24 protein-coding genes and 1 pseudogene are annotated in these 23,241 nt (G+C 62.5%); 8 read left to right on the top strand and 17 right to left on the bottom strand.

Annotated elements, in window-relative coordinates:
- From JQ575_RS33890 to JQ575_RS33915, 6 genes are all read left to right on the top strand, one after another.
- Entirely contained in the window at window positions 1-195 is a 195-nt protein-coding gene (locus JQ575_RS33890) for a hypothetical protein (RefSeq protein WP_212037510.1), read from the top strand.
- 306 nt (window positions 196-501) lie between these two features.
- On the top strand, window positions 502-951 hold the full coding sequence (locus JQ575_RS33895) for a nuclear transport factor 2 family protein (RefSeq protein WP_212037511.1): 450 nt from the start codon (window positions 502-504) through the stop codon (window positions 949-951).
- 106 nt (window positions 952-1,057) lie between these two features.
- Window positions 1,058-1,849, top strand: coding sequence for an alpha/beta fold hydrolase (locus tag JQ575_RS33900; protein ID WP_212037512.1), 792 nt, complete (start codon window positions 1,058-1,060; stop codon window positions 1,847-1,849).
- A gap of 35 nt (window positions 1,850-1,884) precedes the next feature.
- Complete coding sequence (locus JQ575_RS33905) at window positions 1,885-2,766, top strand: MBL fold metallo-hydrolase (RefSeq protein ID WP_212037513.1); 882 nt, start codon at window positions 1,885-1,887, stop codon at window positions 2,764-2,766.
- Window positions 2,767-2,936: 170 nt separating this feature from the next.
- A complete protein-coding gene (locus JQ575_RS33910; RefSeq protein WP_212037514.1) occupies window positions 2,937-3,677 on the top strand; it encodes a DUF3750 domain-containing protein in 741 nt (246 codons plus the stop codon).
- 157 nt (window positions 3,678-3,834) lie between these two features.
- On the top strand, window positions 3,835-4,044 hold the full coding sequence (locus JQ575_RS33915) for a hypothetical protein (protein ID WP_212037515.1): 210 nt from the start codon (window positions 3,835-3,837) through the stop codon (window positions 4,042-4,044).
- Window positions 4,045-4,235: 191 nt separating this feature from the next.
- On the opposite strand, the gene JQ575_RS33920 is transcribed toward JQ575_RS33915, so the two are convergent.
- The 9 genes from JQ575_RS33920 to JQ575_RS33960 form a co-directional block, all read right to left on the bottom strand.
- A complete protein-coding gene (locus JQ575_RS33920; RefSeq protein ID WP_212001947.1) occupies window positions 4,236-4,583 on the bottom strand; it encodes a RidA family protein in 348 nt (115 codons plus the stop codon).
- An 18-nt stretch (window positions 4,584-4,601) separates the two neighbouring features.
- A complete protein-coding gene (locus tag JQ575_RS33925; RefSeq protein WP_212037516.1) occupies window positions 4,602-5,723 on the bottom strand; it encodes an FAD-binding oxidoreductase in 1,122 nt (373 codons plus the stop codon).
- Window positions 5,720-7,138: an NAD(P)/FAD-dependent oxidoreductase gene (locus JQ575_RS33930; protein ID WP_212037517.1), complete on the bottom strand. Its 1,419-nt coding sequence runs from the start codon at window positions 7,136-7,138 to the stop codon at window positions 5,720-5,722. The genes JQ575_RS33925 and JQ575_RS33930 overlap by 4 nt, the downstream gene beginning before the upstream one ends.
- Window positions 7,135-7,431 carry a (2Fe-2S)-binding protein gene (locus tag JQ575_RS33935; RefSeq protein WP_212037518.1) on the bottom strand — a complete coding sequence of 99 codons (297 nt, stop codon included), beginning with the start codon at window positions 7,429-7,431 and terminating at the stop codon, window positions 7,135-7,137. The genes JQ575_RS33930 and JQ575_RS33935 overlap by 4 nt, the downstream gene beginning before the upstream one ends.
- Before the next feature lie 35 nt (window positions 7,432-7,466).
- Entirely contained in the window at window positions 7,467-8,606 is a 1,140-nt protein-coding gene (locus tag JQ575_RS33940; RefSeq protein ID WP_212037519.1) for an FAD-binding oxidoreductase, read from the bottom strand.
- A gap of 8 nt (window positions 8,607-8,614) precedes the next feature.
- Window positions 8,615-9,421: an ABC transporter permease gene (locus JQ575_RS33945; protein ID WP_212037520.1), complete on the bottom strand. Its 807-nt coding sequence runs from the start codon at window positions 9,419-9,421 to the stop codon at window positions 8,615-8,617.
- Window positions 9,418-10,299, bottom strand: coding sequence for an ABC transporter permease (locus JQ575_RS33950; protein ID WP_212037522.1), 882 nt, complete (start codon window positions 10,297-10,299; stop codon window positions 9,418-9,420). The genes JQ575_RS33945 and JQ575_RS33950 overlap by 4 nt, the downstream gene beginning before the upstream one ends.
- Complete coding sequence (locus tag JQ575_RS33955) at window positions 10,296-11,339, bottom strand: ABC transporter ATP-binding protein (RefSeq protein ID WP_212037524.1); 1,044 nt, start codon at window positions 11,337-11,339, stop codon at window positions 10,296-10,298. The genes JQ575_RS33950 and JQ575_RS33955 overlap by 4 nt, the downstream gene beginning before the upstream one ends.
- Window positions 11,340-11,438: 99 nt before the next feature.
- Window positions 11,439-12,473: an ABC transporter substrate-binding protein gene (locus JQ575_RS33960; protein WP_212037526.1), complete on the bottom strand. Its 1,035-nt coding sequence runs from the start codon at window positions 12,471-12,473 to the stop codon at window positions 11,439-11,441.
- A 253-nt stretch (window positions 12,474-12,726) separates the two neighbouring features.
- On the opposite strand from JQ575_RS33960, the gene JQ575_RS33965 reads away from it, so the two are divergent.
- A complete protein-coding gene (locus JQ575_RS33965) occupies window positions 12,727-13,638 on the top strand; it encodes a LysR substrate-binding domain-containing protein (protein ID WP_212037527.1) in 912 nt (303 codons plus the stop codon).
- A 7-nt stretch (window positions 13,639-13,645) separates the two neighbouring features.
- Here the strand turns inward: JQ575_RS33965 and JQ575_RS33970 are convergent, their stop codons facing one another.
- On the bottom strand, window positions 13,646-15,163 hold the full coding sequence (locus JQ575_RS33970; RefSeq protein ID WP_212037529.1) for a porin: 1,518 nt from the start codon (window positions 15,161-15,163) through the stop codon (window positions 13,646-13,648).
- Window positions 15,164-15,798: 635 nt separating this feature from the next.
- Between JQ575_RS33970 and JQ575_RS33975 the strand changes: the two genes are divergently transcribed.
- On the top strand, window positions 15,799-16,110 hold the full coding sequence (locus JQ575_RS33975) for a hypothetical protein (RefSeq protein ID WP_212037530.1): 312 nt from the start codon (window positions 15,799-15,801) through the stop codon (window positions 16,108-16,110).
- 201 nt (window positions 16,111-16,311) lie between these two features.
- On the opposite strand, the gene JQ575_RS33980 is transcribed toward JQ575_RS33975, so the two are convergent.
- The 7 genes and pseudogenes from JQ575_RS33980 to JQ575_RS34010 form a co-directional block, all read right to left on the bottom strand.
- On the bottom strand, window positions 16,312-17,571 hold the full coding sequence (locus JQ575_RS33980) for a TRAP transporter large permease (protein WP_249167087.1): 1,260 nt from the start codon (window positions 17,569-17,571) through the stop codon (window positions 16,312-16,314).
- A 50-nt stretch (window positions 17,572-17,621) separates the two neighbouring features.
- Window positions 17,622-18,149: a TRAP transporter small permease gene (locus tag JQ575_RS33985; RefSeq protein ID WP_212037532.1), complete on the bottom strand. Its 528-nt coding sequence runs from the start codon at window positions 18,147-18,149 to the stop codon at window positions 17,622-17,624.
- 36 nt (window positions 18,150-18,185) lie between these two features.
- Window positions 18,186-19,151 carry a TRAP transporter substrate-binding protein DctP gene (gene dctP / locus JQ575_RS33990; protein WP_212037533.1) on the bottom strand — a complete coding sequence of 322 codons (966 nt, stop codon included), beginning with the start codon at window positions 19,149-19,151 and terminating at the stop codon, window positions 18,186-18,188.
- Between the two features lie 34 nt (window positions 19,152-19,185).
- Window positions 19,186-20,216: pseudogene (locus JQ575_RS33995) on the bottom strand (L-idonate 5-dehydrogenase).
- A 24-nt stretch (window positions 20,217-20,240) separates the two neighbouring features.
- Window positions 20,241-21,008 (bottom strand): SDR family oxidoreductase, encoded by a 768-nt coding sequence (locus tag JQ575_RS34000; protein WP_212037535.1) that lies wholly within the window; start codon window positions 21,006-21,008, stop codon window positions 20,241-20,243.
- Between the two features lie 171 nt (window positions 21,009-21,179).
- Window positions 21,180-21,848, bottom strand: a complete 669-nt coding sequence (locus JQ575_RS34005) for a glutathione S-transferase family protein (RefSeq protein ID WP_212037537.1) — start codon at window positions 21,846-21,848, stop codon at window positions 21,180-21,182.
- Between the two features lie 67 nt (window positions 21,849-21,915).
- Window positions 21,916-23,241 (bottom strand): hypothetical protein (locus JQ575_RS34010; RefSeq protein WP_212037539.1); only part of this gene is annotated, 1,326 nt, incomplete at its 5' end.

The raw sequence follows: 23,241 nt of genomic DNA on the forward strand, positions 1-23,241 counted from the left end.
ATGGACGAAAACAAGTTCGCCGCACTGCTCGGTCACGCAGCGCTGAAGGTGTGGCCGGAGCTGTCGCGCGACGCCCAGGAAATGCTGTTTGCAGCTGCCGTCGATGACGGGGTCATTGCAAACACGCTCGCAACCTACCTGCACGATCATCATCCCCGGACCGCCCACCCACCCAAGCCGACGGTGCTGGTCTGATTCTGATCTGCATGGCGGCAGAATTTTACAACCGCCGTAGAACTATTCGAAACCCTCTACTCGCCTGACGCTAACGCTCGCCAGATTGCAAGCACCAAAATTGCAAACCTGACTCGGGCCACGGGATCGTTCTCTCTCGCAGCGCACACCGCTGATAATACTTTCAGAAGACACAACCCTGTGTTTCAATCGGTCCTGCGGAAACTGCAACCGCGTGCGTCCGCAGGCCGGATCCTGCCCCGATCGCGAGTCCCGGCCAGCAGAAAACAACGCACGGTCTCAAAACCATAACAACGGAGGAAATCCATGGACATCGATCGTCGTCAGCTTGCGTTACCGGTACTCGCCATCGGACTTCTCGGCGTGATGCCGGCCTTCGCCGGCGCCGATGAAGATGCGATCGCCAAGAACCTCGAGGCCTTCCGCACCGCGCAGGCCGCCGCCAACGCCGAGGGGCTCGCCGCGCTTTGCGCAGCCGAGCTCAGCTACAGCCACTCGGATGGCCGGGTCGAGGACAAGGCGGCCTTCATCGCCGGCGCGACCAGCGGAAAATCGAAATGGCTGTCGCTGACCTATAAAGACCCCGCGATCCGCGTCGTCGGTCCGGTCGCGACCGTCCGGTTCAATTGGCTCGGTGAGCAGGAGGCCGTCGCCGACGGCAAGAAGACCGCCACCAACCTCCACATCCTGATGACCTGGCTAAAGCAGGGATCGGACTGGAAACTGCTGTCGCGCTCGTCGACCAAGCTCGGGTAGCAGCCTCCGCTTCGAAACGGCCTTTGCCGCCAATCGACCACCAACAGCGCACGCCGTGCGCTGTTGGTGCGTTGGCAGGTGCCAAAAAAGAAGCCGGGAACTTGTAATGGATTTCATCGAACTTGATGGCGTCGGGCTGCGCTACGAACTTAGCGGCAAGGGTGACCGCACCCTGGTGCTGGTGCACGAAATGGCTGGCTCGCTCGAAAGTTTTGACGACGTCGTGCCACGGTTCTCGGAAGCGCGCCGGGTGTTGCGCTACGACACCAGAGGCGCGGGAATGTCCCAGAAGGTGCGCGGCGAGCTTGGCATCGATACGATGGCCGACGACATCGCAGGTCTACTCGATGCGCTCGGCATCGCCGGCAAGGTCGCACTGGCGGGCGTCGCCCTCGGCGGCGCGATCGCACTTCATTTCGCGACCCGATACCCCGAACGCACGAGTGCGGTCGCGGTCAGCAGCCCGGCCACCGGCATAGCCGCGGAGCGTCGCGCGGCAGCGCTTGAACGGCTCCTCAAGATCGAGGCTGCCGGCATGGCTTTCGCCGTCGCCGATTCGACGCAGAATGGTTATGCGCCGGAGCTTCGCGGCGACATCGCGCGCTTTGAACGATACCGGGCGCGGTGGCTCGGCAACGATCCCGCGAGCTATGCCACGATCTGGCGCATGCTGGCCGGCCTCGACATGCAGGACGAACTGACAAGGCTGCGCTGTCCCGTGCTCGTGATCGGCGGCAGTTTTGACCGCGTGCGCCCGCCCGCACTCGCGGAAGCCACGGCCAAAACGATCCCCGGGGCACGCTACGTCGAAATTCCCTCCGGCCACTACATGGCGGTGCAAACGCCTGATCTGTTTTCCGATTGCATCGACGCGTTCCTCAACACGCTCGATGCCTGATCGCACCCCTCCTCCATTGCACAGGGTCTTCCAACATGCCTTCGCAACCCGCACAGCAAATTCCCGGCGTTTATCATCGCAAGGTCGGGGACATCGTCGTCACCACGATCAGCGATGGCTATCTCGACGGCAATCTCGAGGTAATGCGTAACGTCGACGTCGAGAAAGCACGCCGAATCCTGCAGGACGCATTCCGGCCGGCGCGGCGAACCAGCGTCAACACATTCCTGATCCATTCGAGGGGTCGTATCGCGATCGTCGACACCGGATCGGGCAATTATCTGCAGCCGACCGCCGGCCACGTGCAGCGTAATCTTGCGGCAGCCGGCATCGATCCGAAATCGATCGACACCGTGCTGCTCACGCACATGCACCCGGATCACTCCGCCGGCCTGACCGACATGTCGAACGGCCAACGCTTGTTTCCGAACGCGGAACTGGTCATGCACGAAAACGAACAGGCCTATTGGTTTGACGATGGCGAGATGAGCAAGGTCGACGAGCGAGCCAGGCAGCTCTATTTTGGCGCCGGCCGGGAGCAGGTCGAACCGTACAGGGAACGCACGCGTTTGTTTCGAGACGGCGAGGTTTTTCCCGGCGTAACCGCAGTACCCAGCCTCGGGCATACGCCGGGTCATACCGCGTATCTGATTGCATCTGATAATGATCAGTTGATGATCTGGGGCGACACCGTGCACGTGCCGGAAGTGCAGACCGCGTTTCCCGAAGCCGGCATGGCCTTCGACACCGACCTCGCCGCGGCAGCAGCCTCACGAAAACGTATGTTCGATCGCGTCAGCGCAGACGGCATCCTGATCGCCGGGATGCACCTGCATTTCCCCGCATTCTCGCGCCTTGCACGCCGTGGCGACGCCTATGCGCTTTATCCGGAGGCATGGGTTCACAATCTGGCCTAGGGGGACGCAGCGCAACCCGGGTGGCGTGACCAGGAGCCCGTTCTACTTTGCATGGGGTTGTTTTCGCGATTTTTTGTCCGGGCCCAGTCCGGGTACCAAACTGGCGCAAACAAAGATGCGGACTATATGAGGGATCGTAGTCCGTCATATCCATCACGCCAGCTAGGCCCTTGATCAAACCCGTCATCATCTTTCTGTCGTTGGTCTTTGTGCCGATCGGTGTATCGGCGGCCCGCTATTTTTCCGCTGAACCCCGCGGCGGCTGGCAGACGGCGGACCGCTCCAGCGCCGGGCTTTTGCCCGAGGCATCCCGCCATCCCGATGCGGTCATTCGCATTTATGGCGCGCGCACGCTGCGGTGGAAGGCGATCTTCGCGATCCACACCTGGATCGTTATCAAGGAGCAGAACGCCGCGACCTACACCCGCTATGACTACACCGCCTGGGGCGAGCCGATTCGGACCAACGGCTTCGCGGCCGATGCGCGCTGGTTCGGCGCCACCCCTGAAACCATCGTCGCGGTCGATGGCGAGGAAGCAAGTCGCCTGATCCCCAAGATCCGTCACGTCGTCGAAAATTATCGATTCCGGGCCTATGGCGACTACAGCCCGTGGCCGGGTCCGAACTCCAACACCTTCGTGCAGGCCGTCCTCAACGCGGTCCCCGAACTGATGGCTGTGCTGCCGCCCACCGCGATCGGAAAAGACTATCCCTACGAGGGCAGGTCGTTCGGACTGACGGCTTCCGGCACCGGCGTTTTTGCGTCGCTCGGGGGTTATCTCGGCCTCACCATCGGATGGGTCGAAGGCTTCGAAATCAATTTCCTCGGCGCGGTGCTGGGATTCGATGTTCGCCGGCCGGCGCTGAAATTTCCGGGAATCGGCCGATTGGGAATGACGGCCGGAGTTTAACCCGCCGTTAACCTTGTGCCGAATTGTCGTTCACCCGATGCGGCAAAAATTGATGCCTGATGCGCGCTTTTTGACCTCGCATTTGTGCGCTGCAATATCTATGTAGGAATCAGGAAGGAAATTCGCTCCAAGGACAACTCCGAAAAGGAGCCATCTAATGGCGAATGTTCTAACCACTGGGGCCTGGCTTTCTGCCCCGACCAAAAAACCCTCATTTCTTGCAAGATTGTTGCGCGTCCGTATCGAATCCAACGAGCGGCGGGCTGCCCACATTGTTGAGACATACGTTGCCGCCCACGGGCTGCAAAACCTGTCTGATGATGCCGAGCGCCAGATCGACCGCTTGTTCTCCAGAGCGGGCCGATAACCATGGTCACACTCATCATCATGCAGGTCGCAACCAGGCTCGCTCGTTTTGGCAAACAGGCTCATGAGACGTGGCGCGAAACCCAGCGCCTCCGTCGCAGCCTCGCCGGCCCAGCGGAAGAATAGCCGCACCGCGCACAGGTCCCCTTCGTTTCACCGGTCAGCCGGTGAAACGAGAGGGAAATGCCCGCGTCAGCCCTTGAGCGCGGTGACCACGACCTCAATCAAGGCGCCGCCACCGAGATCGGCCACGCCTACGGTTGCGCGCGCCGGCAAATTGTCGCCGAAGAATTCGGTCCAGGCCGCATCCATCTCCTTTTTCTTCGAGAGATCCGTGACAAAGATCGAGGCGCTGACGACGCGCGATCGATCCGTGCCCGCCTCCTTCAGATAGCCCGCGATCTTGCCGAGGATGTTGCGAGTCTGCTCGCCCATCGAGACGCTGGTGTCGTCGGCGATCGTGCCGCCGACAAAGACAAAACCGTTGGCCTCGACGGCGCGGTGCATGATCGGCGTGCGGATGTTGCGGATGATGTTCATGATGTCCTCATCTTGGTTCTAGGGTTGGGAAGAATGAAAGCGGTCGATGCCAAGATCGCCGATCCGGGTCTGGGTGCCACCGCTCGCGATCAGCTCCGTCATCACGGCGCCGGCGCCGGGGCCGAGCTGGAAGCCGTGCAGCGAAAAGCCGAACTGGTGATAGAGCCCTGAGTGACGAGCACTCGGGCCGAAGACGGGCAGTTCGTCTTTTGTGCGAGCCTCGATGCCGGCCCACGCGCGCACGATGGTGGCGCTGCGCATCACGGGAAATAACTCGAACACGGTGCGGGCGCTGATGGCGAGACTGCGCCAGTCCAGCACCGTCTCGTTGCGGTCCTGGTCCGGCGTCGCCAGATGACCACCGCCGATCAGCACCGTGCCGTTGGCGAATTGTTTGAAGGACAGCTTGCGGCCGCGCAGGATCACGACGGGATCGATGAAATGCGGCACGCGGGACGTGATCATCAGCATCGGCGCCACGGTTTCGACCGGCACCGGCTCGCCAAGATCAGCGGCGATGCGGCCGGCCCAGGCACCTGCGGCATTGACCAGCACCGGCGCCGCATAGCTATCGGCACCGACATCGACCCGCCACAGCCCATCCTGCTTTCGAATGTTGGTTGCGGCGACGCCCTCACGAACGGTGGCGCCGAGCGCTTCTGCCTTGCGCCGGATCGCGGTAGTGGTTCGCGCCGGTTCGGCCGCGCCATCGCGCCGCGACACCACGCCGCCAGGGCAGCTCTCCGCCACCGCCGGCACCAGCCGCCGCAGCTCCGGCCCATCGATCAGTTCCTCGTGGGTGAAGCCGAGCGCGTTCAGCTCGGCGACGCGCGCGCGACAGGCGTCGAATTCGGCGTCGTTCTCGGCGACCAGCACCTGGCCGTGGCTTTCGAAGCCGCAGCTATCATCGACCAGTTCTTCAATCCGCTCCCAAATTCCCATCGAGCGGATCGAGAGCGGGATCTCGGCGACATGCCGTGCGAGCTGGCGGACACCGCCGGCGTTTACGCCCGAGGCATGGCGGCCGGCATAGTCCTTTTCAATCAGCACCGGCTTCATGCCGGCGAGACACATGTGAAGTGCGGTCGAGCATCCGTGGATGCCGCCACCGATGATGATGGCATCCGCAAGCTTCGTCATCCGCGCACCACCGCATTGACGTCGGCTTCCGTCTTCGGCACCGCCGCCAGTTCCGCCAGCGTGATCGGCTTCACCGGCGCACGCAGCCGGTAGTAGCCGATCTCCTGAGGACTCTTGCCGCGCGCTTGCGCCATCAGCTCGGTGACCGTCAGGCCGCAGAGCCGGCCCTGGCAGGGACCCATGCCGGTGCGGCGATAGGCCTTGAGCTGGTTGGGACCGGTCGCACCGATCGCGACCGCGTCGAGAATGTCCCTGGCCGACACCTCCTCGCAGCGGCAGACGATGGTGTCGCCAGAGGGGATGCGAAACTGCGGGGCCGGACGGAACAGCGTGTCGAGGAAGATGCGGCCGCGCTCGGCCTTTACCAGCGATGCCTTGAAGGATGCCATCGGTGCGAGCCTGGCAGCAGCCGCCGGCGCCAGCGCCTCGACCGCGGCGCGTGCAGCGATACGGCCGCGGACAATGGCGGCATCCGCGCCGCCGATCCCGGCCCCGTCGCCGGCGATCGCGATGCCTTCAACCGATGTGTTGCCGTCACGATCGAGCACCGGCGACCAGCACAGCTGTAAATCATCCCAGCGATGTTCGATCCCTGTTGCCATCGCCAGATTGACGTTGGGCACCACGCCCTGGTGCAGCAGCAGCAACTCGGCCGGAACAGTCTCGCGCCGGCCGCCCGACACATACGTTACAGTTGCGAGCTGGCCGTCGCCGGCGGCCGCGAGTTCGCTAATACCCGTCACGACGGGCACTTTGGCGCGCACCTGCTTCATCAACGCCAAACCCTTTGCGAAATAGCGCGACGTCATGAAGGCGAAGGCGTGAGGCAGCGCGGCAAGATAGTTGCGACGCTCGGTCGTATCGAGGATGCGGTCGATACGGCCGCCGAGGCGCAGGATCTGCGCGGCGAGCAGCCAAAGCAGTGGCCCCTGGCCGGCGATCACCGTCGGCCCGCTCGGGACGAGGCCCGACGATTTCAGCATCGTCTGCGCGGCGCCTGCGGTCATCACGCCCGGGAGGGTCCAGCCGGGAATCGGAAACGGCCGCTCCAGCGCACCCGTCGCCAGGATCACACGACGCGCCTTGACGAAGAACGACGCGCCGCCGACCGACACGCCGATCTCGAGATTGCGGTCGAGGCTCCAGACGGTGGCGCGCTGGATGATCTCGGCGCCGCTCGATCGCGCCTCCTCGACAAGTTCCGAACCCGCCCAATAGTCGGCGCCGAGATGGTTGCGATCCCTCACCGGCGTTGAAGCGATGGCGCGCCAGACCTGGCCGCCGGGACCGGCATTCTCGTCGAGCAGCAACGTCGACAGGCCAGCCTCGGCCGCGGTCGTGGCGGCGGCGAGCCCGGCGGGACCTGCCCCGATCACCACGACATCATAACTGTCGTGCCTGGCAGTCGTGTTCATCGGCCGATCTCCCGCTTGCCCTTCTGGATTTCGATCTGCATGCCCTCGGCAACCGGCACCAGGCAGCCTTGCCGATTGCCGACGCCGTCGATGGTGACGAGGCAGTCGAAGCACACGCCCATCATGCAATAGGGCAAGCGCGGCGCACCGCTCACCGCGGTCGCACGGCGCACGTCACGGCCGGAGGCGAGCAATGCTGCGGAAACCGTATCGCCCTCGCGCGCCGCGAGGGCGGCCCCGTCCACGACGATGCGCACGGATGGTCTGCTGTCCTGATCGGATCGTTTGAACATTGGCTGCCTCTTCGCCCCTTCGGGTCGTGTCGATGTCAGTAATAGCCGCTGCCTGTCGCAGCATGGTTGGTGTCGAAGCGGCGGGCCGAGAACGCCCCGACCAGTTCCGGTTCGAGCGCGCCCGCCGCCACCATCCGGGCAATCTCGAAGGCGTGGTTGGAAGCCAGCGTCACGCCGGAATGACAGCAGGTGACGAACGCGCCCGGCGCGCTCTCTGACTGATCGTAGATCGGGAAACCATCCTGCGGCATCACGCGGATGCCGGACCAGGTCCTGATGACGTTGAGGCGCGCCAGATGCGGAAACGTGCGCTGCGCCCGATCCGCCATCACGGCGCTGACCGCATGGTTCAGCGTGCGATCGTCAAGCTGATCTTCCTTGCTGTCGCCGATCATCACCGTGCCCTCGTCGGTCTGGCGAATGGTGGTCAGGGGGTGCGGCAGGAACGGCATGGTGCGCTCGGTCACCACGATCTGGCCGCGGGTCGGGCCCATCGGCGCCGACAGGCCGACCATCGGCGCGAGCGACTGGTTGGCGTTGCCGGCGGAGAGCACGACCTTGCCGGCGCGGATCTCGCCCTGCGCTGTCGACAGCCGAAATTCGCCGCCGCTCCGGGAAATCGCCGAGACCGGCCGCTCGGGAAAGTATTCGATGCCGAACAATTTCAGCCCGGTGTGGAAGGCGCGGAAGGTGCGCAGCGAATTGACGTGCCCGTCCCAGGGACAGAAGCTGCCACCGGAGACCTCCGGCCCGATCAACGGCAGCATCTTCTTGACCTCGGAGGCCGACAGCATCTCCATCCGGTAATCGGCCGCGCCGACCTGGTTGTGCATCCGCGTCACGAGCTGCGCGCGCTGTGCAAACTCATTCTCGCCAAGCGTCAGGTGGAATCCGCCATTCTGCTGCAGGGCGACGTCGAGCCCGGTCTGGTCCTTCAATTCGGCGGCGAGCCTGCCCCAGGTCTCGGACGCCCGCATGGTCCAGCCGGTATAGGCCGGCATGCCGAGGCCCTTGCTCTGCACCCAGACCAGCGCGAAGTTTGCCCGCGAGGCGCGCTTGGCGACGTCGCCCTCGTCGAGCACAACGACCCGCTTTCCGAGCCGGCCAAGACCCCAGGCGATCGCGGAGCCAAGCAGTCCGCCGCCCACGACAGCGACGTCATAGTCTTTTGACATGGGTACTCCTAGCGCCCCGGGTCGTTCTTGCCGGCCAGCACGCGGTCGAGCCCGTAGAAACGGTCGAGCAGGATCAGGGCGGTCATGGTGATCGCGATCACGCTGGCCGAGACTGACGTCACCAGCGGATCGATGTTGTCCTGGATGTAAAGGAACATGCGAACCGGCAGCGTCTCGGTGCCGGGTGTCGCCAGGAATACGGTCATGGTCAGATCGTCAAAGGACTGAATGAAGGCGAGCGCCCAGCCGCTAATGACGCCCGGCAGGATCAGCGGCAGGGTCACGCGGCGGAACAGCGTCCAATCGCCGGCGCCGAGCGATACCGCGGCCATTTCGATCGAGCGGTCCATGCCGGTCGCCGCGGCCAGCGTCAGCCGCAGTGCGAACGGAAACACCACCACCACATGGGCGACCAGCAATCCTGCAAAACTGCCGCCAATGCCAATCGCCGTGAAGAAGCGCAGGAAGGCAATGCCGAGCACAACATGCGGGATCATCAGCGGCGACAGGAACAACGCTGCGAGGGTGTCACGGCCGCGAAAACTGTAACGGGCAATGGCAAGCGCCGCCGGCACCGCGAACAGCACCGCCACCAGCGAGGACAGCGCACCCAGCCCGAGGCTGACCCAGAACGCACGGACGAACTCGGGGTAGTTCGCGATCGTTCTGAACCAGCGCAGCGAGAAACTGGTGGTCGGCAGCGACAAATAGCCCTCGGGCGTGAAGGCGACGAGGCAGACCACCAGGATCGGCGCCAGCATGATGACGACGAAGATCGTATGGAAGATCAGCGCGAGCGGGCCGTTGGTCCTCATCGGAACACCTCGGCATAGCGCCGCTCGATCAGCGCGTTGCTGCCAACGACGATCAGCACCAGCGCCACCAGCAGCAGGACCGCCACCGCCGCACCGAGCGGCCAGTTCAGCGTGTTGAGAAACTCGTCATAGGCGAGCGTCGCCGCGACCTTGAGCCGGCGGCCGCCGATAATGGCGGGCGTCGCGAAAGCGCTGGCCGAAAGCGAGAACACGATGATCGCGCCCGACAAAACGCCCGGCATGATCTGCGGCAGCACGATGCGGCGGATGATCGTGAGCGGGCCGGCGCCGAGCGACAGAGCCGCGTTCTCGATCTGCGGGTCGACGCGCTGCAGGGCGGCCCAGACCGACAGCACCATGAACGGCATCATCACATGCGCGAGCGCGATGACGACGCCGGTCTCGGTGAACATGAAGGACAGCGGCGAGCCGATCAGCCCGAGCGACATCAGGAGCTTGTTGACGAGACCGTTGTTGCCGCCGAACAGCAGCGCCCAGCCCAGCGTGCGCGCCACCACGGAGATCAGCAACGGGCCGAGGATCACGAGCAGGAAAAAGCTCTTCCAGCGTCCGCTCATGCGGTTGAGGATATAGGCCTCCGGCGCACCGAGCACGGCGGTGATCAGCGTCGTCAGCAGCGCGATGCGGGCCGTCCGCCAGAACATCTCGGCAAAATACGGATCGGTCGCGACCTCGTGCCAGTTCTTCAGGATGAAGACCGGCTCGATGCCCTTGTACTGGCCCCAGTCGTGGAACGAGAGCATCACCGTCATGGCAAGCGGGATCACCAGCACGCCGACGAACAGCATCAGCGCGGGCGCGGTCAGCAGCCACGCCGTGCGTGCATCGCGCCCATCCGTCGTTGGTGCCGCGCTCATGCGGCATCTCCGGTGCGGCGCAGACTCATGTCTTCAGGCCGCCAGGCGAGCCGGACGGCCTCGCCCTCCGCGGGCTGCTTCTGGCCGTCGTTCTGGCGGATCACAATCATGGAGCCGCATTCGCTCTCGCACTGGAACAGCCAGTGATTGCCCTGGAAGATGCGGGTGACGATCTTCGCCGCGAGCCCGGCGTCGCCGAACCCGATCCGCTCGGGGCGGATGCTGATCGTCACCGGACCCGCAAGGCCGGCCGGTGCCGGCGCGCTCCAGGAGCCCGCGATCAGCCGCCCCGGGGTGGCGGTCCGGTCGATGGTCGCGGCGAAATCATTGGTCTTGCCGAGGAACTGGGACACGAAGGCGGACGCCGGCCGCTCATAGGTTTCCTGCGGCGTACCGATCTGCTCGATGCGGCCCTGGCTCATCACCACGATCCGGTCGGACAGCGACATCGCCTCATTCTGGTCGTGGGTGACGAGAATCGTGGTGGTGCCGAGATTTCGCTGGATCTGGCGAAGCTCGATCTGCATCTCCTCGCGCAGCTTGGCGTCGAGATTCGACAGCGGCTCGTCGAGCAGCAGCACGCTCGGCCGGATCACGAGCGCGCGGGCAAGCGCGACGCGTTGCTGCTGGCCGCCGGACATCCGCCGCGGATAACGCTCCTCGTAGCCGGCGAGCCCGACCATGGCCAGCGTGGCGCGGACGCGCTCGCGGCACTCGGACCGCGGCACGCGCCGCATCTCGAGGCCAAAGGCGACGTTCTCGGCCGCCGTCATATGCGGGAACAGCGCATAGCTCTGAAATACGATGCCGAGCCCGCGCTTCGCCGGCTGCACCACGGTCAGGTCGCGTCCCTCGAGCCGGATCGCGCCGCGCGAGGGATCGAGGAAGCCAGCGATCATCTGCAGCGTCGTGGTCTTGCCACAGCCCGACGGACCGAGGAAGGAGACGAACTCGCCCTTGCCGACGGTCAGACTGAAGTCATCGACCACAGTCTGCGTGCCGAACTGTTTTGCGACACGGTCGAGCTCAAGAAAGGACATGGATGCTTCCGGGTGCTGCTGTGGCAAAGCGCGACGAAGGGCCTGCGGCGTCGCGCCGGGCCATCGCCGAAATCGTGTCCGCCGGCGCCGAGTCTTAACTCAGCGCTCGACCTCGCGATTCCAGCGCTTGGTCCATTCCTCACGCTTGTCGTTGATGACGGTCCAGTCGGGCGTATAGAGTTTCGCGGCGCGCTCGCCGATCGGCGCCATCTTGCCGAGCTCCGGCGGGACCACGACCGATTTCAATACCGGGCCGTAGCCGTAGTCCTTCAACAGCACGAGCTGTATTTTCGGCTCCAGCAGCGTCTTGACGAATGCCGATGCAAGCGGTGATGCGTTTGGCTTGGTGATCGGACAGGCGGTCGTCAGCAACGTGGCCGCACCTTCCTTCGGATAGACGAAGTCGACGGGGAAGCCGGTGTTGGCGAAGCTTTGGACCCGGGCCGTACCCCACACGGCCAACACAGCCTGGCCGGACTGGAACAGCTCGGTCATCTTGCCCGGCGAAGGCTCATAGGCCAGCACGTTGGGATTGACGTCGGCCTTGATGATCTTGAAGCCGGCGTCGACATTGGCCTCGCTGCCACCGTTCATCCGGGCGAGCATCAGCAATGTGTGCAGGCCATAGGTGTTGTTGATCGGCGGAATGACCAGCTGCTTCTGATATTTTGGATCCTTGAGATCGTTCCAGGAGGTCGGCGGCGCCCAGCCCTTCTCCGCGAAGATTTTGGTGTTGTACATCAGACCGGTTGCGACCAGACCAATGCCGACCGCACGGTCGTCCTTGAAGCGTGCGGCGTCGTAGATATCGGCGGGAAGCCCTTCAAGCTTGCCGCAGAAGCCGAGCTGGATGGCCTGGTACATCGGACCGTCATCGACGATCGCCACATCGATCTGCTGGTTGCCCTTCTGCGCTTGCAACTTGGCGAGCGTGTCTGTCGAGTTTCCGGCGACATATTCGACCTTGACGCCGTTCGCCTTTTCGAACGCCGGGATGACCTCGTCGCGGATCGTCTTCTCAAACGAGCCGCCGTAACCGGCGACATAGAGCGTCTTCTGCTGCGCCAAACCCGCCGACGGGGCTAAGGCGATCGCGGCAATGCTGACGGCTCCGACGAGGGCGAGATGCTTCATATCGATCGATCTCCATATCCGTTTGCTGGGTGACACCCGGAGCGCGTCCTCTTCTGACCGGCTGTCGGTATCGCGGTACGACGCTATGTCGAACCCGCGCGCAGATTTGGCCTTCACCGGCCCGCTCCCGCCCAGTGTCGCCCAAAAAATCAGCTATCTCCAACCTTGATGAAAAAGATCGCAATCCACGCTTTCGTCGTCCAATTAATAATGGCACCCTCTTCATGCCGGAATGTTATGGATGGAGAGGGAGATGGCGCGGATCAATTCGCGGCAGGTCGAAGCCTTCCGCGCGATGATGCTGACGGGCAGCGTGACGGAAGCGGCAAAGCTGATGGCCGTGACGCAGCCGGCCGTCAGCCGGTTGCTGCGCGACTTCCAGGCGCTGCTGAAAATGGAGCTGTTCGACAAGCGCGGCACTGGACTGGTGCCGAGGGCTGCCGCGACGGCGCTCTACATGGAGGTCGAACGCTCCTTCGTCGGTCTCGAGCGGATCACGGCGGCAGCGGAAGAAATCCGCAGCCGCCGGACCGGCACGCTGCGGATCGCGGCCCTGCCGGCGCTGTCCAACGGCTATCTGCCGAGGCTCTCCGGGCGCTTCCTGATGGAGCGGCCGAACCTCAATCTGTCTTTCTTCGGCGTGATCTCACCGATTGTGGTCGACTGGGTGTTGAACAACCAATGTGACATCGGTTTCGCCGAAGTGCCGATCGCCCATGCGGGATTGTCGAGCGTACGGTTGCCGGCGCCGGCCCGCGTCGCCGTTCTGCCAACCGGACACCGGCTCGCAGCCAAGGCAACGCTGCAGCCGCGCGATTTCGAAGGCGAGACCTTCGTGTCCCTGACGACGGGATCGACCGGCCGGCATCTGATCGACCAGGCCTTCAATCGCGACGATGTCCGCCGGGTTCTCCGGGTCGAGACCAGCCTCTCGGAAATCATGTGCGGGCTGGTGTCATCCGGACTTGGCGTCGCGATCTGCGATCCTTTCACCGCGCGGGAGTTCGAGAACCGGGGCGTCGTGGCCCGGCCCTTCCTGCCGCGGATCGATTTCGAATTTGCTGCGGTGTTTCCGCCGCAGCGCAGTCCCTCGCCAGTGGCCCTGGACCTAGTGGAAGCCGTGCGGCAGGCGCTCAGCGAGATGAGCAACCCGCCGCAAGCATAGGCCCGTCTTACCAGTTACGCTGGGCGCGGAAGGCGAGTGACAATGTGCCCTGGTCCTTGAGTTCGTACAGGGCTGCCGGCTTGACACTGACGGCCGGCAAGGCGGCGAGGCCGGAATATTGCTGATCGACATGCGTGTACATCAGCTCACCCGTGAAAGTGAGGTTCTTCACCGGGGACCAGCGCGTGTTGGTGCCGATCTGCGCGACGTTGAAGTTCGGATTGCAGGTCGAGCCGGGTGTCAGGAAGGTAGTGACGGTGGCGCAGATATAACCTCTTGCCGTGGCATTGTAGCTGACCGACGTGTAGGAGCCGAACAGCGCTGAATTCCACTGGCTGTTCCAGTTGTGCGTGTAGCCGGTACGAAAGCCCCACAGTTTGGTCGTCTCGATCCCATTGCCGGTCGTGAAAATGCCGTCAGAAACGCCTCCAATACTCAGGCCTTGGTAAGCGCCCGCCAGGCCGCTGCTGCCATACATGGCGACGGTGGGTGCGACCAGACTCTGCCAGACGTAACGGCTGGCACCGTCCGAATAGCCGAATGAAATATCGATGTCGTCGCCCTTGCCAGTCGGCAGGTTCTTGATCGTCATGGCCAACTGACCGGCCCAGCCCCACTTGTTGCTGGGATGGCCTGAGGTTTCCGCCGGGCCGTAGTAGCCCGCGTTGATGTCGTGCGCGGCTACCGAGGCCTGGAACATGCCCCAGGCCTGATCGACGCGAAGCATGCCGACGATGTCGGGAGACCGCGTGCCGCCGAAATTATTGACGCCATAGGCGCCGGCCGCGAAGCCGGCCGCAGTGAGGCCCGACGCGTTCCACAAATTGGTCTGGTAGTAGGTGACCTGATCCTGCAGCGAGACTGTACCGCTGATGCCCTGACCGAAATCGGCCGTATAGGAAAACTGGTTCACGCCGGTTTGATCGGAATGGCCGCCGAGGAGCGCGTCAGTGATGTTGGCGGGATAGCCGGCGAAGGGTGCGTCGAACATCGATACAGCCCTGCCGATCGTGAAGCCGGCGAACTGGATGAACGCGAAGTTGACGCCGAACCCGCCGCCTGAGGTAGCGCCGTCGGCTTGGTTAAGCGGCGACGCAGAGTACGTGGTGCCACCGACGCCACCAGCGGCGGCAGCGGCATAGGTACCTGTGGTCCAGGAAAAATTCACATCGAAGTAGGTACGGACCACGCCGTATTCGGTCGCGGTGCGGGTGTCGACGTTGAGGTTTTCGCGGGCGCGCGCGAAATAATAGTTGCTCAGCCGGCTTTTTTGACCCGCCAGGCCACTCCAGGCCGGGGTGCCCTGAATGCCGCCGCCGTTGAAGGTGACATCGGCGCGCATGTAACCGCCGAGCTTGATACAGGTGTCAGTACCCGGGATGAAGTAGAAGCCGTTTCCATAGAGGGAGCAGATCCTGACATATTCGACCGCCTTGGCCTTGACTGGAAGATCCGCCGCTTGGGCTCCGCTCAAGGCGACAAGACACGCTGCCGCGCCAAGAACCGTGCTGTTGAATATCTTCATGGTCTGTTTGCCTGCTCTTTCGGAGTGGCCCTCATTCAGGCCTGGCTCCGCAACCGTTCGAATCTTAGGTCGCAGATTTAGGTAACGATCGAGCAACGGACACCCCGCACAAGTGTCTTCAGAGTTCTTTCCTGGCGAGTGTTACGCGAAAGGCACAAGGACCGGCTCTTCCCTCAGGAAATGGAAGCACAGCTCTGCGTCGTTTGCAGTGCTGCGCGCCTTGCGATAGCGATGATCGCGAAAGCATCGAAGCCGAACGGGTACGGCTAGAGGTCCAGTCTGCGACGATGCGGCTTCTGCTGCGAAGGCCGTCGAAAAAGATCAGGCAGCCGACACTACCGCTCATCGCGATGCGTGGTTGGAGTTCAGCCACTGAGATAGTTTTGAGACCTCAGGCCCTGAAAACGCTCGGGGCGGCGCCACTGTTCGAGGAAGGAAAAAGCCCCAGCTCGGAGGCTTGCGAGCTGAGGCCAAGGCTTGCTGGACCAGATGCGCTGAAGGCCCAGCGGCGTGAGCATAGGCTCCGATCGCGCCCTCATCTATCATCCGTTTGATTTACCTCGGATTTTCCAAACACGGCGCGATTGGAACAGAGTAAGGTTCCATACCCTGTTCTCGCGCGGGAGTTTTTCCGTATGCCTCGCTCCCCGTCCATCGTGCCGCATCGTGGCGGTCACGACATCTATCTGGTGCTAAACGATTTTGGCAGGCTCGGACGCGCCTGGTGCGAGGCAGACGAGGAAGGCACCGACCGCGAGGCGCTGATCCGCCGTCTCCTGGAAGACCAGTTTAGCCATCCGGTGCGGATCATCGCCTTCAATACTGCCGAAGGCTGGTCGCGCGACGTCACGGTCGATATTGCCGACGAGTTGCGTCGGCGCTTTCCTGAATTCGATGAGGTGCCGCTCTCCGTGCAGGAGTTCCTGGAAAGCGCTGTCCGGCGCTGAGCAAGGTCAAGAACCGCACGCATCCTGCGATGGAGCGGGTTGTCGGACAATCCTCGACAGCTGTAGCGGCACCATTGTCGTCTTCCACAATCACACCGCCGAAATCGAGGGAACCCACTAGTCCTTCTTGAGTACCCAATCCGTCATATTGTATTTCTCTCGGGAGCCTGGCTGTGCGGCCAGGACGATCCCTTGCCAGCGCTACAGCGCCTTCGTCATCCAGGTCGCCACTTCAGGCACGAGATAGACCAGCGCGAGAACGGCAATGCTGATGACGAGGTATGGAACGACCGCCTGGAAAATATGCCCCATCGATACCTGAGGCGGCGTCACCCCCTTCATCGTCATCAGCAACAGGCCGTGGGGCGGCAGCAGCATTCCGAGTTGCATGCAGATCAGGAACAGCACCCCAAACCACACCGGGTCGATCGCAAGCGAGTTCACCAGCGGCATGAAGATGGGAAGCGTGATCAGCATCATGCTGACCTGATCGATGAAGACGCCGAGCGCGATCAGGATCAACAACATGACGATGACCAGGGCGTTGGCCGAAAGCCCGCTTTGCGTGATGATGTTGACGATTCCATTCGTGGCGCCGGAAAACGACAATATTTGAGAAAAGGTCGTTGCTCCGATGATGATGAAGAGAATCATCCCGGAAATAAGCACCGTGCCATGCAGGGATTGCCACAGAACTTTCGGCGTCAACGCCCGGTAGACTGCCGCGAGGACGATCGTCGCGAAAGCGCCGATCGCAGCAGACTCTGTCGGCGTTGCCCAGCCGGCCACCATCGCACCGACGACGAGCCCGAAGATCGATACCAGCGGCACCACATAGATTAAGAGTGGACTGAACCTCGCCCACCCGCTGTATTCCTTGAAATCGCTATCGGGCGCCAACTCCGGCTTGGACAGCGTGCGCAGGATAATCCACCCGACGAAGAGAACCGAAAGAATGATGCCCGGCATAACTCCCCCGATGAGGAGTTTGGAGATCGAGATGCCGGAGAGACTCCCCAACAGAACAGCAAGGGCGCTCGGCGGAATCAGCATATCAACCGCGCCGATAGCCATGATGGGCCCCGTTGCCATCGTGGGATGATAGCCCCTCGACAGCATGATCGGCACCATCAGGCTGCCGAGCATCGCCGTCGTTGCGATCGTCGATCCCGAGATTGCGCTGAACACGGTTCCGGCCACGACCGCGACCACCGCAAGTCGGCCCGGGACGTGCTTGATTATCCTCTCAATTCCGTCGATGACCTTGACCGCCAAACCGGTGTGAAAAAGGACTTCGCCCATCAGGACAAAGAGCGGAATCGGCGTCAGGGAGAACGTCGTGATCGAGGAGACCGAGCTGCGCACGAGCTGGGACAGGCCGGCTTCACCGGCCATAAAAAGGTAAGCTCCAATCAAGTTGATGAGGAGAAACGCAAAGCCGACCGGCAATCCGGCGAACATCAGAACGGTTGATCCACCAAGCAGCAACCAGGCGGCCGCTTCCCAACTCATCATGACACGGACACCTGCTCGTTGCGCGGCTGCCGAGGCCCGTCAATGAGGCTTCGCAGCCGGAAGACTGCCTCGAGCGACAACAGCACAAACACAAACGGCAGTGGCGCCAGGCTCCACCACTCCGGATAAACCACCGTCTTGATGAGCATCGCGCTGCTGCCCGCACTTCGCCCGGTGACAACGAGGCCGTACCAGACCATCGCCACGCAACAAAACAGCATCGCGCTGGCTGCAACCAACTCCATCAGCCAGCCGATCCGCGCCGGCACCATGTGGAGCAATATGTCAATCCGGATATGCCGACCGCTTCGCAACAGATACGGCGCCGACAGCAAGGTCATCAGGTAGATCGCAGACTCGGACAAATCGCTGGCCAAAGCGAAGCCCCGCGGCATCCCTGGCACGGCCACATTGCGCAAGAGCACGTCAACGCAAATGACCAGCATCATCCCAAACAGCAACGCACATGCCAGCGACACCAACGCGAGGCAAAGCCTGCCAATCGACCGATCCAGCACATCCATAGACCACACTCTCGACACTGGCGGACGTCGCAAAAATCAGCGATTCCCCAACAATGCTTTCAGCTTTTCAGCATGCACCGGGCTCGCCTTGCTCGCAGCGGCCCAGGCGACGCTATAGGCGGTATCGACGAAGACCTTCGCTTTGTCGCCATCCAGCTTGATCGTCTGGATGCCGGCATCCGCCTGCCGCTTCTCCTCATCGACCGCGTACTGCTTCCAGAAGCCGTTGCCGGCCTCCAGCTCCAGCGCCATGCTGTTCAACAACTCACGCTGCTTCTCGGTAAGGCTCTTCCATTTGTCCAGATTGACGATGATGGAAACCTCCGCATCGTAAAAGCCAGGGTCGACGCGAAATTTGGTGTGCTGCTGCCAGTTCAGGTCGAACAACCCGCCGATCGGCCAGCCGTAGCCATCAACAACCCCTCGCTCCAGCGCCGTATAGACTTCACCCGGAGCCGTCGTGACGACATTCGCATTGAGCGCCTGAAAGAACTCGCGATAAACCGGCGTGATCCGGATCTTGAGGCCGGTAAGGTCCGGCTTGTCGATCTTCTTGTTGAGATAGAGATGGAAAGGCTGGCTCTCCACCATCCGCGCCAAATACTGCATGTTGGCTTTCTCGTTCCACACCTTGTTGATGTAGTCGAAGGCTCCGTTCTTCCGTTGCTCGGCGACAGACCTTTCAGCGAGCTTCAACATGTCGGATTCGGGCATGACGTTGGTGTAAAAAGCCCCGGTCGACATGGCGATATCGACGACCCCCGTCTTCACCGCATTGCCGACTTCAAATGTGGGAATTGCACGCGGGCCACCGATGAAATTTATCTGCAGGACCCCTTTGCCGCGCTCGTTTACCGATTTCACCCACTTCAAAAGATGGGAAACGTAAAAGCTGTTTTCCGGAAAGGCCGACACGAGACGCAGCGACACTTCCTGCGCCATTGCCGAAGCCTGGAACAGGATCAGGCACGCCACCGCACCCAACAGACGTACGAGCTTCATTTTTTACTTCCCCTATTATCATTGTCCGGTATCTTCAGAAGCTTAGCTGAACCTTCATGGATCGGCTGCGATCTCCCGCGACCTCGAAGGCGTGTATCGCCTCTTCCAGTCCAAAACGCCGGTCAGCAGCGGCGCCAGATCCACCCGTTTCTGGTTGATGAGGTCGACGGCGAGTCCGAATTCTTCATGGAAGCGGAAGGTGCCGCGCATTTCGATCTCCTTGGCCACCACCATGTTTTGCGGGATCGAAACGTCGCCGCCGAGGCCGAGCTGAACCAGGATGCCGCGCGGCTTGAGCACCTCCAGCCCCGAGCGGACCGCCCGTTCGTTGCCGGACGCCTCGAACTGGACATCAAAATAGCCCTTGTTGGCCGAATAGGCGCAGAGCTGACCGGGCGCGTCAGCGACATTGATCACCCGGTCGGCGCCGAGCCCGAGCGCTTTCTGGAGCACCGCGGCCATGACGTCGGTCGCAACGATCTCCCGCGCACCGTGCAGACGCGCCGCCACGATCGCCAGGGCGCCGATCGGGCCGCATCCCGTCACCAGCACCCGCTTGCCGAGCAGCGACCCGGCGCGATTAACCGCATGCAAGACAACGGCGAACGGCTCGGCAAAGGCCGCCTCGTTGATCGAGACGCCGTCGGCGACCTTGTGGCATTGCCAGGCTTCCGCGACGAGGCGCTGGCGAAACGCCCCCTGGATATGCGGCATCGGCATCGCGCTGCCGTAGAAGCGCATGTTCAGGCAATGGTTCTGCTGGCCCTTCAGGCAATAGTCGCAGGCGTTGCAGGGCCGGCTCGGCGACACGGCGACGCGGTCGCCGATCGCGAGCCCGGATACCGACACCCCCAGCGCCTTGATGGTCCCGGCCACTTCGTGACCGAGGATCATCGGCTCGCGCACCCGCACCGTGCCGAAGCCGCCATGGTTGAAGTAGTGCAGATCCGAGCCGCAGATGCCGCCGGCCTCGACGGCGATCTCGACCTGTCCCGCGCCGGCGGCCTCGGGTTCACGTTCCTCGACCCGCAGATCGCGGGCGGCATGGATGACGACGGCTTTCATGATGAAACTCCCGCGGCACGAAGCTTACAGACTGGTCGTGATCCCGCCATCGACATAGAGCGTGTGCCCGTTGACAAAGGACGACGCCTTGCCGGACAGGAACACGGCGGCGCCGACCAACTCCTCGACATTGCCCCAGCGTCCGGCAGGGGTTCGCTTTTCGAGCCAGCCCGAGAATTCCGAATTGTCCACCAGCGCCTGGTTGAGCGGGGTCTTGAAGTAACCCGGCGCGAGCGCGTTGATCTGCAGGCCATATTTGGCCCAGTCGGTGCACATGCCGCGGGTCAGGTTCTTGATCGCTCCCTTGGTTGCGGTGTAGGGCGCAATGCCCGGGCGCGCGAGCTCGCTCTGCACCGAGGCGATGTTGATGATCTTGCCCCGGCCGCGCGGGATCATGTGACGAGCGACCGCCTGGCCGACATAGAACGCGCTCGAAATGTTGGTGGCGAGCAATTGATCCCATCTCTCGACGGGAAAGTCTTCCAGCGGCGAGCGGAACTGCATGCCGGCGTTGTTGATCAGGATATCGATCGGCCCGGTATTCTGCTCGATCGCCCCGACGCCATCCTTGGCGGCCTGCGCGTTCGTGACGTCAAAGCCGGCGACCGATACCTTGTGTCCGGCGGCCTTGAGTTTCGCCGCGGCCGCCTCCAGCTTGCCGGCGTCGCGGCCGTTGAGGACGATCTCGGCGCCGTGTTCGGCAAGGCCCTGCGCCAGCGCAAAGCCGATGCCCTGCGACGAGCCGGTAATGAGCGCCCGTTGGCCGGTCAGTTGGAACAGTTCAAATGCCATGTAACGACCCCTGCTGGCGTCGGGGGCAACAGCTCACCGCCCGAGCGACTCCTTGATACCGCTCAATCCAGGCCGCAGGAAGGGGCGGAATGGATGTAGCTGATCGACGACCCGCCTGGACCGTATCGCGGCTCATGATGCGCGTTGGCGCCTGGGGTGAACGCCGCTCGGCTATCTCACGGCTGCATCGAGCCACCCCGGCACCGGTCGTCCTTGGCTCGACAGGTAACGCGCCAGCGCGGTGACAACCGGCATCACCGCGGGCCGCAAGGTCATGCGCTCGCGCCACGCAAGCAGCCTCGGTGTCTCCTGCCCTACCACCGCTCCCATGCGTTCGCCGAACAAGGCAGCCATGTAGAACGCAATGTCTGCGAAGGTGTAATCACCGGCGAGCCATTCGCGATCAGCCAGCAGCGCATCCATCTCCAGGTAATAGCGTGACGCATTGTCACGTGCTGCGATCGCGGCCGGGTCGTCGGGCCTGTCCTGCAATCCCATCAACCGAACCACGTGCGGGAAGTAGACTTCATCGGACTTCATCTCGAGCAGGCGTGCGGCGGCCCGCGCCGCTGGCTTGCGGGGCCACAGCGGCGGCACCGGTTGCACGTCCTCCAGGTACTCGAAGATCTGTGTCGAGTCGAAAATCTCCACGTCACCGTCGATCAGCACCGGCACCTGCCGCTTCGGATTGACCCGCAGCACCTCGGCATGTTTCGGCTCGTAGCCGCGATCGCGATCGTATGGCACCATGACCAGCTGGAAATCGATTGCCTTCTCGATCAGGGCGATCTGGACCTTGGCACCAAACATGCTAAGCGCTGCGGAATACAGGATCATCATTTCCAACTTCTTGTTATTCTGGGCTTGCGACCGGGCGGGATGAACGCTTGCGCGATGGTCCATTGCATCACAGTTTGATGTCAACGCAAAACCGCAGGAGACCCGCCGGCAACGGCATTCGGGAGTCTGCCTCTCCCCTGCCTTCTTGAGAAGCCTCCGGCGCCACCGCAGATTGGCGCATCTCCATCGCCGATTTACGTTCCCATCTTGAAGGCGTGAGAGTTCCTTTCCCACATCTGCTTAGCGAATACAGGCACGCCGCGTAAAGCAAGGCGCCTCCTCCATAGACACACACATAGGCGACGATGAACGTGTCGATGTTCCCATGAAACAGAAACATAAGAACGCTGATCAGCGCCATCCCCGCAAGGGTGATGCTGGCGCGACGGGCGAGCGCCTCGAATTTTCGCGCGCCGACCAGCACAAATGCGCACGTCGTTTGTATCAGCATGAACACGAGCATTGCACAAAGTGCCATGCGCATGGTCGGCGAGACTATTCCGCTATGGTTCAAAATAGTACCAAATATCCTTTCGCCGAACATGGAGACCGCGACAATGCCGAGGGTCATCGGCACCAAACCCAGCACGAATCCGGCCGCTGTTGCCCTACCCAATCCGGACGCATTTTCGTTATGCAGCGCGCGCGTTTGATGAGGCAGGGCCGTCTCTGCGCCGATCAGGTAGGTCACCATCGCGAAGCGCGACACCTTATAGAACATATCGAACGCGACGATTGCCGCTCCATCCCCTGTTGCAGCCGGCAGGTAGTACGGAAAAATGCTGATCACAAACTCGGCCGATGACGACACGACTGCCCCGCGCGCCTTCCGAAACTTGCGCCTCAGAAAAAGCAGCCCCCTGAGAAACACGCCACTCTGCAATGCAAAGCCGTGCGGACGGGCGAGCCAGACCAGAGCCGCGATCGACGTCACCCATATGAACAAGCTCAGCGCGCCATATGCGGCGAACGAAAGGCCAGAAAGCATCGCGATCGTCACCGCCAGGATCGCAACACGTCTCACCAGGTCAACGCCCTCCGTCCAAACAAAGCTATCCCTGGCGTTGACGGCTGCGCGAAGCGGCATTCGCGGCGAAGGACAAACAGCTCCGGCGAAAATCAGGAAGTATGCGATGCCATGATGTGCGACAGGAATAATGCCGGCAATGAACGCCGCACCAAGCATTGCGACGGCGATGGCGGCGATCGCGGTGTAGATCGTTACGGTTGCTCGCACCAGGTCGTGGTCGCCCCGGCTCGCCTTACGTTTGTGAGCCTCACTCAGGTAGTGAACGGATACAGAATTCCATAGGCAGAATTCACCTAACCATCCGAGGTACTCACCATTGCCAGTTGTCCAGTCAATGGGGAGGTGGGTGTAATATTTGCCACT

Source organism: Bradyrhizobium sp. JYMT SZCCT0428, from assembly GCF_018131075.1.
Classification (GTDB): Bacteria; Pseudomonadota; Alphaproteobacteria; order Rhizobiales; family Xanthobacteraceae; genus Bradyrhizobium.